At 57.8% G+C, this 14,352-nt stretch carries 5 protein-coding genes and 4 pseudogenes; 2 read left to right on the top strand and 7 right to left on the bottom strand.

Features of this window, described 5'->3' with window-relative positions; genetic code table 11:
* Positions 1 to 85 precede the first annotated feature (85 nt).
* Positions 86 to 508, top strand: a pseudogene (locus NKJ90_RS32305) (MFS transporter); the annotation flags it as partial.
* A 42-nt stretch (positions 509 to 550) separates the two neighbouring features.
* Here the strand turns inward: NKJ90_RS32305 and NKJ90_RS32310 are convergent.
* The 7 genes and pseudogenes from NKJ90_RS32310 to NKJ90_RS32340 all read right to left on the bottom strand — a co-directional run bounded on the left by NKJ90_RS32310 (position 551) and on the right by NKJ90_RS32340 (position 13,059).
* A complete protein-coding gene (locus NKJ90_RS32310; RefSeq protein WP_352487680.1) occupies positions 551 to 820 on the bottom strand; it encodes a hypothetical protein in 270 nt (89 codons plus the stop codon).
* Positions 747 to 1,250, bottom strand: a complete 504-nt coding sequence (locus NKJ90_RS32315; RefSeq protein ID WP_352487681.1) for a glutathione S-transferase family protein — start codon at positions 1,248 to 1,250, stop codon at positions 747 to 749. The genes NKJ90_RS32310 and NKJ90_RS32315 overlap by 74 nt, the downstream gene beginning before the upstream one ends.
* A 339-nt stretch (positions 1,251 to 1,589) precedes the next feature.
* Positions 1,590 to 2,955, bottom strand: a pseudogene (locus NKJ90_RS32320) (aminotransferase class III-fold pyridoxal phosphate-dependent enzyme).
* Positions 2,956 to 3,681: 726 nt separating this feature from the next.
* Positions 3,682 to 3,852 (bottom strand): annotated as a pseudogene (locus NKJ90_RS32325) (CoA transferase); the annotation flags it as partial.
* A 226-nt stretch (positions 3,853 to 4,078) separates the two neighbouring features.
* On the bottom strand, positions 4,079 to 5,341 hold the full coding sequence (locus NKJ90_RS32330; protein WP_352487682.1) for a Coenzyme F420 hydrogenase/dehydrogenase, beta subunit C-terminal domain: 1,263 nt from the start codon (positions 5,339 to 5,341) through the stop codon (positions 4,079 to 4,081).
* 118 nt (positions 5,342 to 5,459) lie between these two features.
* Complete coding sequence (locus NKJ90_RS32335; protein ID WP_352487683.1) at positions 5,460 to 5,651, bottom strand: methionine adenosyltransferase domain-containing protein; 192 nt, start codon at positions 5,649 to 5,651, stop codon at positions 5,460 to 5,462.
* Positions 5,652 to 5,763: 112 nt separating this feature from the next.
* Positions 5,764 to 13,059, bottom strand: coding sequence for an SDR family NAD(P)-dependent oxidoreductase (locus NKJ90_RS32340; protein ID WP_352487684.1), 7,296 nt, complete (start codon positions 13,057 to 13,059; stop codon positions 5,764 to 5,766).
* 687 nt (positions 13,060 to 13,746) lie between these two features.
* On the opposite strand from NKJ90_RS32340, the pseudogene NKJ90_RS32345 reads away from it, so the two are divergent.
* Positions 13,747 to 13,965: pseudogene (locus NKJ90_RS32345) on the top strand (aminotransferase class III-fold pyridoxal phosphate-dependent enzyme); the annotation flags it as partial.
* Positions 13,966 to 14,352 lie beyond the last annotated feature (387 nt).

Here is a 14,352-nt window from a genome sequence, read left to right on the forward strand (position 1 = left end):
GACACAGTTCGCCGTCGTCTTCGGCGAAAGGTTCGTCAGCCAATGACGAGAACCGGCCTCATGCACAAAATTCCTGACAGTCCCCGACTCTGACCCCGATCGTTTGGAGCAATTCGACACACCGACTGTCGCGCTCAATCTGAAGCCGAGAAGCGGTCCGATCGTCATCAAGGTCGAGTATTCAATCCTCGAGAAAGACATCGAGGCTTTCCTGGATCTCATGCGCGAGCGCCGGCATGTACACACCCATGTCGGTGCTCGATACTGGACTCTCCAGCGCAACCTTCAGAAACCAATGCAATGGACAGAGACATTCCGCACGCCAACCTGGACTGACTACCTTCGCCTGAACCATCGTCTCACCGAAGCCGACAAGGAACTGGACGAGCGTGTCTTCCGGTTGCACGGAGGAGAACTTCCTCCTCAAACGACGCTTTCGGTCGAGCGGCCAACAAGTCCCGCTCGCAAAGCCGACCAACCAACACCTTTCTTTTCTCGACGACATTGAAGCCAGGTTACGGCAGACCGCACTCTCAACAGCCAACTTACGTTACCCCAAGGCAACATCCATGACGTCGGACTGGCTTGAACCTCTTGCATGACAGGCATCTGAGCGCGATCCCGGTCTGCGTGGGTTCCTGCAGGACGGACGAGGAGCGGAGCAAAGCTGCTTGCAAATAACCTGAACGGCCGCCCATACCGCGTGGGAGGCGTTCAATTTCCTGATCATCTCATGGCGGCGCAACTCAGCCCACCGGCGTTCGATGTTCGGCCAGGCGCTCGGAACCTTTTCGACTTGGGGATGCCAGGCCACCAGCATGACGAGATAGATGTCGGCCAGCGAGGGGCGATCGCCGGCCAGCCAGTCCTGGCCTTCGAGACAGCATCAAAATGGCAAAGTCGCGATCCATTTCGGCAACCTCAGCCTGCTTCACCACTTCCGTCCCGCCGGGGTCAGCCGTGTAGCAACCGGCGTGGTAGAACCGCAGGGCGGCCGAATAGACGACTGACGACATGAAGGTCATCCAGCGCAGGAAGTCGGCGCAGCCAGGTGAATTCGCGGCCGGCGCTAGGCCCGCGCGCGGGTGGCGCTCGGCCAGCATGATGCAGATCCTCGCCGACTCGGTCATCGAGCTTCCGTCAGGCAAGATCAGGACCGGGACCTGGTTCAATGGACTGATGTGGAGAAAGGCCTGGTCGGGCGGGTCCGCCTTCGATACATCGATCTGGTCGAAAGGCAACCCCGCCAAAGCGAGCGCCGCCTAGACGACAAAGCCGCCCGTATTGGCATGCGTATAAAGCCTGTACATCAAATCCTCCGCCGGCCAGTGCGACACCGGCGACGATCTGAACCGGAAGCGCGCTCCATTCAAGCGAACAGCGCCCGTCAGGATGCAATGACCCTTTCGGGCCCCTTAGAAAAGCGCCCTGCCGATCCGGAGGCAAACCGGCAGGGCGCGCCGCGCAAAGCTCGGTGGGAGGACCGGACGGCAGCGGCAAAAGTGGTGAAGCAAGTTATTCAAAGGCTCATCGCCAACCACGTGAGCCAGCAGCTTCCCTCTAACAGTCGCCGCTCAATGCCGGCTGGATCATATCGCACCCTCGGCCTTTAGCGCGCGATAGATCGTATCGACCGATTTCGCGGTCGCATCGACGATGATGTCGATCTCTTTTCGGGTGATGATCAGTGGCGGGGCAAAGCCGAGAATATCGCCGTGCGGCATGGCGCGGCCAACGACCCCGTTCTCCAGCAGCGCTGCGGCGGCGCGAACGCCGACCTGCAGTTCGGGCTCAAACGGTACGCGCGCTTTCGGATCCCGCATCATCTCTACGGCGGACGGGATGCCAACTCCGCGAACTTCGCCGACAATGGGATGTCCCTCCAATTCGGCTTTCATGCGGGAGAGCCAATAGGGCCCCACGTCCTGGACATGCTCCAGGATGTTTCTTTCCTCAAGTACCTTAATGTTGGCAGTGCGGCTCCCGCGCAAAGCGTATGTCCGGAATTGTCCAGCCATGGCCGAGAGGTCCATGCTTCTCCGTCCCTTCTTCCAGGACCGACCAGACGCGGTCGCCAATAATTGACCCGGAGATGGGGAGGTAGGCGGAACTGACGCCCTTGGCGATCGTTACGAAATCCGGATGCATAACATTCCGGATGCATAACATAAAGTTGGGAACCGAAATTTCTCACCGGTTCGCGCGAAGCCGCAAACCATTTCATCGGCAATCAGAAGGATGTCGTACTTATCCAGCACCTCTTGAATGGCCGTCCAGTAGCCCTTTTGGGGGCGGAACAATGCCGCCGGTCCTAAGTGCCGGTTCTCCGATAAAGGCTGCAACCGTATCTGGGCCCTCAGCAAGAATAAGGGTTTCAAGTTCGTCGGCGCATCGCCTGGAGAAGGCTTCCTCAGTTTCGCCCTCATGCGCCTTGCGATAGTAATGTGGCGTCGTTGTATGGCGCACCAAATTCAGAGGCAGGTCGAAGAAATCGTGAAAGAAGGCGCAGGCCTGTCAAGCTACCGGTAACCAGCCTTTGCAGGTCGACCGAGAATGTTGTTGCAGTACCAGTCGAGCTTGAAATTGGTTTCGTTGGCGTCAGAACCGGACAGGCCGAAAAAGAACCTTCGCATGTTCTGCCCGAAATAATTACCACAGCCTCCGCCAGACGGGCAACAGGCTCCGTGCCTTGGCTGGCATAGACATGCGCGAACGGCAATTCGTGCGCTTGCCGGGCAATGGCATCGGCGATCTCCGTGCATCCGTATCCCATATTGACGCAGTGGAGGCGGCCGAAACCGTCGAGGCTCTTTCGGCCTTCAGTATCCCAGATGTAGACGCCTTCGGCTCCTGCCATAATCCGGTTTGGTATCTCGCCAAGTGCGTAGAGGGATGAAAGACGAAGCTCCGATCCTTCTCCTGAACTTGCTTGGTTTCCAGATTGGTCAGGCTCATTGCCGCTCTCCCGTTGATGCCCGGCGGAGAACACTCAGTCAGCCGCTCGTCAAGGGTGATCATTCCGCCGGACACGCCTCGCGTTCCACGGTCATGCGCGGCTGCGGCCGACGAATGCACGGAACTTGCGTCAATTTCCAGCGAAACTGTCGGATATCGAACAAACGAACCGTATCCGAAAACGTTTGCTTTTCGTGTTCAGCTTGCCCCCAAGCAGCGCGACCCGAAGCTGCTCCGACCAACTTGAGCGTCAGAGCGCAGCTACGTCTCCGGATGGCACGTCATTTGCGCAGTCAACTTTGGGAGCCGTTGTAACTGCCTGCCCAGAACTAGCGGAGATGACTATGGCGATTGACTCAGAAGTACTGGGGCAACTGAAGACTTTGACTGAAGAGCTGCATCGAGGCGCAGCGCGCCGCGGCACGGGCGCTGCAGTCACGCTATTTTTTCGAGCCTACCTCAGTTCGGCTCTCTTGCGCTCCGGATTATACAGACGACTTGTTAAGTCGCGGCAGTGGTGGCTTTGCCGTCTGTTGTCCGCAGGGCGAAGTGCGCAGCAGATGAGGACGTTCGGGGCTCAAATGCACGCGGACCGCATGCGGCCAGAAAACGCGATCTTCGATGCTGTTCACGGGAAGCATCAGCGGGACAGCCAACCCTCTTCGAGGCGCTAAGTCGGCTCGAAGACCCGTGAAACGATCAGCCAGATGAGCGATAATCCTCTGCTTAGCCTGCCAGCCGTGGCGCGCTGATCTGCCCGGCCCGCCAGAAATTGACCCGCAGGGTGGCCCCAACGCGGTCCCCGGCAGGCACTATGCTAACGACCTCGGCTCTAAGGTCCGCCAGAATCATGCCGGCGGCGGGACCGGCGACATAGTGACCGAAATCCAAAACCCGGTAGCTGGCAAGGGGCTATGTGATATCTGGGACGACATGCGCAAACTCCAATCCAACATGCTTCGTGTTTAAAGGCAGAGTTCAAGGCAGCGTGACTGTGCCCGGCGGTTCTTCCATTATTCAAAGCTGGAGTCCGGTGGTTGTTTTGCCCGTTGAGGGGTGTTGAAGGCAACCGAAATACTCCTGGAAGTTGCTGGGTAACGTGGCCGGCGACGCCACCAACATATCAGCTTCGCAACGGTTCACTGAACCGACCTTCAAGCGCGCGTTGCATGGTTGCCGACGTCTCTTCCCGACGGCGATGAGCGTCCAAAGCCTCGGCCAATTTGTCGAGTCTCAATCCGACGGTCTCGATTGTCGGCTTGTTCGCTTGCGCCAGGCCTTGGAAGCGCGCCCGCAAGGCGTGCTTCTTGCACACCTGATGGGGCTGCAAAGAATCGAACTGGCGAGGTGTGATGGAGTCACCTAGGACGAGATCGCCCCCGGCGACTGCCCCGTCCAGCAGCTCTTTGCCAGCTTGCGTACGGCATATGACCCCGTTGAAACCGGCATCCTCCTTGGTTGGATTGCCGCCCGGCCAGATATCGGTCGCGGTTATGTCGGACGCCTCTCCGAGGGCGTCAGGACAGAACTTGCAGCGTGTTTCGATATCCCATCCGGCCTCCTCTTTCCAAAGCTCCGCATAGGTGATTTCGAACGCACGACCGTCCCGCGTCTCCACACGGGTTCGACCGGGGTTGCCAAACCCCCTATACCGGAAGAGCGTCAATTCCGACTCACGGACCCCAAACTCGTTGAGCAGTTCGGTCGATTTGCCCAGCCGCGATTGACCGCCGCAGACCAGCGTGAGCCTCGCGATACAGACCTGGTCGACGCGATCGTCGACCTTCGACAGCCGATGCACCGTCCCAAGGTCGCAAGGCTTCGCGATGATTGCGAACGGCTCCTCACGTTGAAGGGCATTTTCGAGTCCCGCGAGCGGAGCCACTGGTCCATAACGTGAGCCGGCATTGCGCTGGACTTCTTCAGCGGTCCTGCTCATCACCCATCTGCTCCGCATGGGCATGTCCGGGTCCGATCCGACATGGAGAATCAAATTCGCTCTTTTGGTCTTGAGCAGATGGCATCCGAGCGCGGTGAGCACACCTCCGCTGGACGACGCGAAACGGCACTCTGCATCGCCTGCCCACCCGTAGTTCATCGAGAAATACGACCCCCATATTAAATCTGTGTGGGGTGCATTGCCGGGCCGTGACTCTGCGACGACACCTGCACAAGCCGCCAAGATCTTGTCTTCTTCTTGTTTAGTGAACTCGTTGACGCTCGACGGTCGGAGTCCCCCATATCGTGTCATGTGCATGGGGACTCGGCCGACCGTAACGGCCTCACATAGTCCGCAACCGATACAAAGCCCCGAGGAGACCACCTCCGCTACAGACGTCGCAGTTCGCCCACTGTTAGGGAGGATGGTTTCGTTTCGCTGTTCCATTAGGCTCTGCCCTCTCTGTGAACGTATTGCCAGGCTTATTCGCGACAGCGGGGCCGATCCTCACGCGGCAGCGAGTCCTATCTCGCGCCGTAACTCGTCGGCACTGTCCGTTCTGAACTCAGGCCTTTCGTGGCCGAAGCCCGTACGTCGCGGCCCTGCGGTAAATCGGGCGTAAGAGATCAAGCGTTTGAATGATGCCTTTGCGTCCGAAAAAAAACAGCTCAAGAATGACGCGTTCGATCGTTTCTTCTTCGATCTTCGCGGCCCCAAAAAGCGTGACGAGGATTTGACCCGGGCGTGGCCCCTCCACCAAATGTCCACTTCACCGTTATCGTCTTCCAATTGGCAAGAGCAACCGCCCGCATCGTCCTCCCAGATGAGGGGGATAGCGAGGCAGGGTATGGTGCGCCAGTTCTTCGCGGTCATTGCGACTGGTGACCGTTATTTCTGGAAATTCGGTCATAGAGGTCGCCGAATGTCCCCGCCTTGAATATCTCATCCAGTCGCGGCGACCTCCAGCGATCGCTTTTCATCAAACGAACTTGAAGTGCCGTTGCGAGGAGGCTGTCTCCACCAACGTCGAAGAAGTTGTCGTCCAAACCTATTTCTTTTGCGCTCAAAAGCGACTTGACTTCTTCAAGGAAGAGGTTCCTCGAATCGCCTTCCCCCAGCATGTTGTCCTTGCCTTTTGTGCCTTCTTCGCACGAAGATATTTTCTTTTCATCCAGCAGCTCGTCGGGCGTGATTGTTCGGATCTGGTCGACCCATTGCCTTATGCGCGGAGGCAAGGGGCGCGTCGCTACGATGGCCTGACCATCGTCGACGGTTGCCAGTATGCGCTCAATAATGTCGATCCCCTCGTCGGGACTGAGTGCCAATGCTTTTGCCTGAGATGTCTGGTATGCGGCAGTCACCTGCCACTCGTAGGCGTAATCCCAGTCATCCCAGTTGGAATTGATCCACCGGATGCCGAGTTTGCCTGGCACTTGGCGTGCAAAGGCGTCCATGAACCTGTTCGCCGCCGCATAAGCGGCCATTGCCGGTCCGCCGAGAATTGAAGCAAGGGAGGAGAAAAGGAAAACGAATTCCGGTACTCGGGTGTGGGTAGAGTGAATTCGTTTCACCGCATTATAGAGATTGCGCGTCCCCATCACTTTGGAGGCAAACTCATTGGCGGAGGTCGTGTCCTCCATCTCAGAAAGGAACTTCAGATCAGATAATGTAGCCGCGTGGAAGATACCGTCGATCCGGCCGCATTCCCGAATAGTAACGTCGAGAACGCTCGATAAGCTGTCGAAATTAGATACGTCCGCCTGGCGAAGGATCACCCGGCCCTTCGCATCCTCAAGCGCGGCCAGTCGGCGCATCCAGCCATCCTCATGGAGATCCACGCGACCTGAACTCAAAGAGGCGGGCACTGCGCGGCGGGTTACCGCGACAACCGTCGCCCCAAGCTTTACGAGGTGTTCGGTCAAGGAAAGACCGATTCGCCCGAGAGCTCCTGTGATCAGATAGACACCTTCGGGTCGGAGGACCTCCTCACCGGGAACTCGTGCGGCGAGGGCTAGCTCGGGAAAATGCGGCACCCACCGTCGGTTCCCGCGGAGGGCGACCACCCCATCGGGACTTGGCACATCCCGCCCAATTTCAGCAAAGAGCCGATCGGTGCCCCCCGGGTCGTCAATGTTCAGGTCCACAACCCGACAATCGACGATCGGATTCTCCTGTGGCAGTACGATGGCGGGACCGAAGACGCACGCCTTTTCGGGATCCACAGGTTCCTCGCCGACCTGGACCATCCGATCACCAACAATCCAGACATCGACCGGAGCCTGGATTGTCCGTGTAGATAGAACTCGCGCCAAATCGAGTATCGCGTCGTAGCTCCGCAAAACATCGGTCTGCACCGTGCCCGGGTCCCCGGACGCGCCGGCGCAGCCGCTCAGGTGCCAGAGGCAGAGAATCCGATCAACGGGACGGTCCGAGGCGATCTCGGCGTCGAAGAGCGCCTTCAGGCCCTCTCGGGTGGGGTCGATCATGATGATAGAGCCTTTGACTTTCACGGGTGGGTTCGAGGGTTTGGCTCGTCGGCAAACACGAACAACCTCGTGACCTGCATCCTCCAACTGACGCGTGATGCTGTTTGCCAACGCGTCTCCCGCACGCTCTGCCTCACCAAACGGCCGATCGGCCAACACCAGCCAACGAAGCGACTTTGTGCTTCCGTTACCGGGAACCGCGCGGGGAAGTATTTTCTCTGTCCAACTCTGCGCATAGATGAACGCCTCTCCCCTGCGCCGCTCTCGCTCCTCGGTCTGCGGCAGAACCGTCAAGCCGGCAGGCTGACCGTCCGGCCAGCAACGGTGACGATCAAACGAGTACGTCGGAAGAGATATCCGCCGGCGAGAACCGAACGGTTCCAATTGATCACTGGCTTGTTTCCAATCCACCTCAACACCTAAGGACCAGAGGTCCCCAAGACATTCCAGAAAAACATGACGGTCGGTGAACTCCAGATTGTCCTTCCCGCGCGCGGCTGAGACGATCGCTGGAATCTTGGTCTTACTATCCGCTGAATCGATTGCTTCATGTGCGAAACGCGCCAGATTGCAAGACGGGCCAAGGTCAATGAGCGGAGTTGCGCCGGCCGCGACGATGGCCGCGAGAGACTGATCGAATCGGATCATTCCGCTTGCCTGCCTGCTCCAGTAGGTCTCAGGTAGAGGGACTTTCGCCCGATGCAGATATCCTCCTGAATTCAGAGCAATGGCCAAATCCGGTACTCGCTGATCGAGCGCGCGGACATGTGCGTCGATAATATCAGCCGCCGGTTTCATCAGCGGAGAATGGCTGGGGACGCCGGCTGTATTGAGGATCTGGTTGGGAATCTCTGCTTTTACGAGCCCCTCCTGAAGCCTTTCAATCAGTTCCCTTTTTCCGGTGAACACGACGCTCGTTTTGGAATTCACGACACCGACACTGATCTCGCCGGCTTCAGCTCGGCCACGCCAGGCGTCCTCCTCGAGAATGCGTTCAGCCTCCTCCGGGCTGCATTTGACCGCAAGCATAGCACCGTCGACACCGAGATTCGCCATCGCGCGACCACGAGCGACCATCAGGACCAGTGCGTCGTCCAGTTTCAGAATGCCAGCTAGGGTGGCCACGACGTATTCGCTCATGCTGTGTCCGACAAGGTAATCGGGATGCACGCCACACGCTTCCAGCAAACGAGCCATAGCGTACTGCACGGAGAAGATCATGACGTTGATTTCTTCGAAGGATGCGGCCGCGTGGCCGTCGTTTTCCCCAAACACAAGGGACTCCAGATCACGATCCAGGATGGAGCGACTAGTCGCGGCACAAGTCAGGAACGCTTGGCGAAAATCCGGCACGTGATCAAACAGGTCCTTGAACATTCCCGCGTGCTGCACTCCACCGCCCGGCAGCATGAACGCAATCGACGGCGAGGAAAGGATTCGATCAGCCGCGCGATCCGCCTCTTCCTCTAGCCTCATGATAGCCATGTCCAAGTTGCGCGCCACAACGACGGTTCGATGATCGAACTGGCATCGCGCCACGCGTAGCGTGTGGGCAACGTTACCGAGATCGATATGGCGGTTGCGCCGCAGGAACGCGGCCATATTCCGGCAGGCGCGGCTTAACGCCGATGGCGTCTTTGCAGTTAGGCAAAGGGCGTAGGACCCCCGCTCGACCGAGCCGGGCCAATCCCTAGCGTTCTCGCCAGTCCATTCCTGCAGCACGACATGGCAGTTGGTTCCCCCGATACCGAGGCCAGTGATGCCGGCAGTTCGCGCGCGTCCCTGCGGACGGGGCCAGGGTCTAAGCTGCTCATTGACGAAGAAGGGCGTGTTCTCCAAACCGAGGTCCTCGTTCAGCCGTTTAATGTTGATTGTCGGGGGGATTATCCCGTGCTGAAGGGCGAGAACTGTCTTGATAAAGCTCGCCACCCCAGCGGCAACGCCGGTATGGCCGATATTTGGTTTGATTGACCCGAGCGCACAGGTTTTGCCCATCTCCTCTTGGCCCGCGAAAACCTCTGCCAGCGCGCGGACTTCAATTGGATCACCAATCTTGGTGCCGGTCCCGTGGGTCTCGATATATTCCACGTCTTCAGGGTCGAGTGCCGCGGAGGCAAGTGCCTGGCGCACAACAGCGGCCTGGCCCCGCGCGCTAGGTGCTGAGTAGGAGGATTTGGTGGCACCATCGTTGTTGATGGCACATCCTTTTACCACTGCGTGGATAGGATCAGCCGCCGCAAGCGCATCTTCGAGGCGCTTGAGAACGACGACCCCTACCCCATCTCCGAGCACCGTGCCGCTGCCATCGGCATCAAAGGCGTGGCATACGCCGTCCGAGGAATTGATAAAACCTTCTACATACTGATACCCCGCTTGAGGGAAGGTGATGCCCGCCCCGCCCGCCAGCGCCATGTCACAATAGCCGGCCGCGAGTGACTGAGTGGCGACCGCGATTGCCACCAGCCCAGTTGAGCATGCGGTTTGCACCGCAATGCTTGGGCCGTCGAGGTTCAGCATGTAGGACACGCGCGAGGCAAGATAGTCCTTATCGTTGCCGAGCTCCGTCAGGAAAGCGAGCGGCGCGTTGGTGGGATCAATGAGGCCGCCCCCCTTCAAATGGTTTAGGAGATAGAGAGGGAGGGACGAACCTGCGAATACCCCGGTCCGACCCTCATGCTGAGTTGGCGCATATCCGGCTGACTCAAGGGCCTTCCAGCAGCATTCGAGGAACAGGCGATGCTGCGGGTCCATTAACGTAGCCTCACGCCGCGAGAGGTTCCAGAAATCAGGATCGAAAAGGTCCACATCGTTGAGATGGGCGCCCACGCGCACATAATCGGAGCGCTTCAGGACAGCCTCGGGAATGCCCCGGGCATTGAGCTCCTGCTCGTGCAGCGGGATGATCGAGCAGACCCCTTGGCAGAGGTTCTCCCAGAGCTCATCGACTGTCTCCGCGCCGGAGAAACGCGCGGCCATACCAATCACCGCAATGTCTATACCGGGGCCGCGTCGCCCTTCGAACGCCTTACTATGCGCCCTGCCCGCCGAGACTGGCGGTGTTTTGGGGAGTTTCCGGTTTTGGGGACGGCCCTGCACGCCGCCGCGCTTGCGGAGTAGAGCCACGAGTTCTTTAAAAGTAGGATTGAGGAAGACCTCTACGACACGGAGCTCCATCTTCAGACTCTCACGAAGCCGCGTGCAGAGACGGGCAGCCAGAAGGGAGTGTCCGCCGCAGTCGAAAAAGTTGTCATCCGGATCGGCAGCATCTGCCTGAAGAACGTCGCGCCAAGCTGCTCGAAGTGCCGATTCGACCTCGTCGGCATCTGTCGCTGGAGCGCGCGTCGCTTTCGCGAGGTCGCGGAGGCGCGACCGATCAAGTTTCCCGCTGGCTGCAATGGGCAGTTCCACCACCGCGATAAAGTCTGACGGAATCGCGTAATGCGGCAGCTCAGACTTCAAGTGCGCCCGCAAAGCTGCCTCCCAGCCCTTGCACCCGTTCCGCAAGACTACATAGGCGATCAGTCGATCAGGCTGACCGGTCGTCGCATCGAGCTCTGGCACAACGGCGGCGGAGCAGACACCGGAGTACCGAAGCAAAGCAGCTTCTACAGACCCGGGGACGACGCTATAACCTCGGATCTTCACCATGAAAGCACAGCGCCCGACAATCTCCAACTGGCCGCCGGGCAGCATGCGGCCAAGATCGCCAGTGCGGAACATTGTGCCATCAGCGCGGAACGGGTCGGGAAAGAACCTTTCCCGTGTCATCTCTGGGCTGTCGAGATATCCATGACTCAATGTGTCGCCGCCGACGAAAACCTCGCCCAGGAACCCCAGTGGCACGGGGTCGCTTTGTTCCCCAAGGATATAGACACTGACATTGTGCTGAGGTGGACCGACCGGCACGAACTCTTGTGTTGTCGCAGGATCGATCTCGCTCAAGTCAATATGCGAGACATCATGGACCTCCGTTGCGCCGTAGTGATTGATAATCTTGACTTGCGGCAGCGCATCCCTCACACGCGCCAGCAACGCTGCTGTTAACACCTCGCCTGACAAGTAAATCAATCGGAGATCTGGCAGGCGGCAGCGCACGTCGAGGACGCCGCTGCCGAGAAGCACATCCAGCAGCGAAGGGGTAAATGATGTTCTGGAAATGCGATTTCGTTCCAGGTACTCGACCAGCCGGTGCGGATCGTAGATAACGTCGTCCGGGATCAAATAGGCCGGAATACCCGCGAGGATCGGCCGCATTATCTCCCAGACCAGGAAGAGATTAACCGCTTCGCGCTCATTAGGCGTGTATGGCAGTGCGTGATAGCGCCACTGGTAAGAGCGCACAGCGCTTCGGTGGGGGCAGACGACCCCTTTCGGTTCACCAGTCGTGCCAGACGAAAATACAATCTGGGCCGGCGCATCGAGATCCACCGCTTGGGAGTTGGCCAGACTGGCCTTGCCGAGTTGCGTTTCCCAACCCTCGTCGAGCGACAACGCAAGTCCCGACCAGTCAGCCGGAAGGTTCGCTGAGACACGGTTGTTGGTGACAACGATTTCAACGCATGCCTTCTCAAGCATCCGCTGTAGCGCGGCAACGGGCTGAGCTTTGTCAAGCACGACGTACGCCGCCCCTGTCTTAAGAATGCCGAACAATGCGACGGCGTATTCGGGTGAAGTATCCATCAGGATACCGACGCGCGAACCTCGGCTCTGACCATGCCCGAAGAGGTGTCTGGATAGAATCTCGCTCAGGTGGTCGAGCTCACTAAACGTCAAGATCCCTTTCTCTGAGGCGACGGCAGGGGCGTCCGGATTGAGGGCCGCTTGTTTACGGAATTGATCATGCAGAGGTAGTTCGGGATAGGGTAGGACCTCGCCAAATCGAATGGAGGCTGGGAGCTGTGCCTTTACTTCCCCAACTTCACGCAGGAGGGTAGACACCACTTCCGCGGTCATGGAATGGGTGTAAAAATGATCTCCATCAAACATGATCCGGGCGAAGCGGGACCTCGTGAGCCGACGCCATTCATCTAGGTCACTGGCATTGATAATTTCGTCTTGAACTCCCCCCATCGCGGTGATTGCCGCATCGAGGGGCGTTGGCAAGTTCCGGTCGTAGGTCTCCGCAAGTTCGAAATCTGCCCGCAGCGGCGGCAAAATGAAGTCATGCAGGAGTTCATCATTTGCCAGCGCCTCCTTGGAGACCAAACCAAGGGTCCGGACCACATCAGTTAACTTGTCATCCGCGTATCTATACATGGGCGGCTCACCCGCCGGCACATCTGCCGAGGGGTGAGCTGACACGACAACATGGAAGGGAGATTGTCGACCGGCCTTCTCCAAGCTGCGGGCAATCTCGTAGGCCACGAGGGCACCTACGCTATGACCGAAGAAAACAAAAGGCCGGTCGCTGTACCCGCGGAGCGCCTCTGTGACCATGGATACTAGCACCTCCATGCTGCGGATGGCGGTCTCGGCTGACCGTTTGCCGCGCCCGGGAAGATCCAGGCAAATAAGCTCAACATCATCGGGGAGATAGTCAGACCAGGTACGGAACGACTGGACGCTACCCCCTCCATGCGGGAAGCAAATTATCCGATACGATGGGTCAAGTGAACTCTTTACGATACTAAGCAATTTTTTACCAAAAAATTCTTTCTCTTCAACATATAGTCGTTCCATTCCACCTACTCCGCCGACGATTCATGAACTATACTGTTCTACACGGTCATTGTGTGCTTGTATAGTCTATCAATTCGGCACATTGTTTCTTTGACGATTTGAAAAATCAAGTAATTGGAGCCTTCTCCGCGCGGTGTAATTCCCCTTGTTTAGACAGTGCGTCGCCACAAGGACGCCGCCTGTTGCAAACGTCGGACCCCATTTTCAAAGTATGTTGCCTCCGCATAGCTCTTGAGAGAGCTTTGATGTCAAAGCCAATTCGAGCGCGTGACACGAACCAGTTCGCGCAGTCCCTCCGATCGGATAAACCAGCGACGCTCCGGGATTGGATAGTCGCAATTCGGGATAAGCTCACCTGAGGGGTGATAACCGTGACCGGCGCTTGAGGGAAGTCAATATTTGTGAAACTTTAGTTAAGGCAATTTAAGTACAGCTTATCAATTGTGAACTTTCTTCAATAGTTCTTTTTGATCCATTCGACCTTCAATTTGGAGCTCGCCAGTCGATTTATTTCCAACATTTTTTATGTCGCGCCAGTCACGAGAGAGGCGCCGCTGTCGGCAAGAGCGACGCTGCTTTGGTCTCGTCCAAGATCGGCACTCGTTGATGATCAATGCGTGAGCGGCCGACGAGAGCTCTCAGCCCGCTCAATTTGCGGCGGCACCCGACTCTAGCGCACTCAAGACACACACTTATGGCGCAAATCCGATTTCGTGTGCTGCCGCGCTAGCGGTCTTGGACGAATATGAAAATCACCATCTGATCGCCAATGCTGCGCACACCGGCCAGAATCTTGAACGTATACTAAGAAAGCTCATGGACAACTCGCCCATCGTGGGTGACGTGCGCGGGATTGGGGCGCTATACGCAGTAGAATTGGTATCGGACAAAGAAATCGAAAGTTAAATTTCTATTCGATTTCAACGTGACTGAAGTGGTTCGAACAGAGGCGCTGAAGGAAGGCCTCATAGTGTACTCAAGGCGCACATCCGGGGGGAAGTACGGCGATTGGTTTATCGTTGCTCCGCCGCTGACGGTCACCCCTGCAGACTGCGAGCAAATTGGACAGCGATTGGAGCGGACGATCCTCGCTGTTTACCAGAGGTTTCAAGCTGGTGCGAATGCAAGCGTATCTCCTCAAAAGACATCTGCTTGAGGCCGCAGAATTAGGCGCCTTTCAACAGTCATTGCGTTTCCTGAGGATTGAACCGCCCCGGGTTGATCGGAGGCTCCATGTGTGGATGCCCCGTTTCATGCAAGTGCCTTTCGCGTCTTCGAGCATGTGATCGGGTG

The organism is Mesorhizobium sp. M0051, from assembly GCF_040323235.1.
Taxonomy (GTDB): domain Bacteria; phylum Pseudomonadota; class Alphaproteobacteria; order Rhizobiales; family Rhizobiaceae; genus Mesorhizobium.

What these genes read in the sequence shown, in the direction of transcription:
- NKJ90_RS32330 (WP_352487682.1), bottom strand. Translation starts at nt 5,341, where the DNA reads ATGGAACAGCGAAACGAAACCATCCTCCCTAACAGTGGGCGAACTGCG.
- NKJ90_RS32310 (WP_352487680.1), bottom strand. Translation starts at nt 820, where the DNA reads ATGCTGGTGGCCTGGCATCCCCAAGTCGAAAAGGTTCCGAGCGCCTGG.
- NKJ90_RS32340 (WP_352487684.1), bottom strand. Translation starts at nt 13,059, where the DNA reads ATGGAACGACTATATGTTGAAGAGAAAGAATTTTTTGGTAAAAAATTG.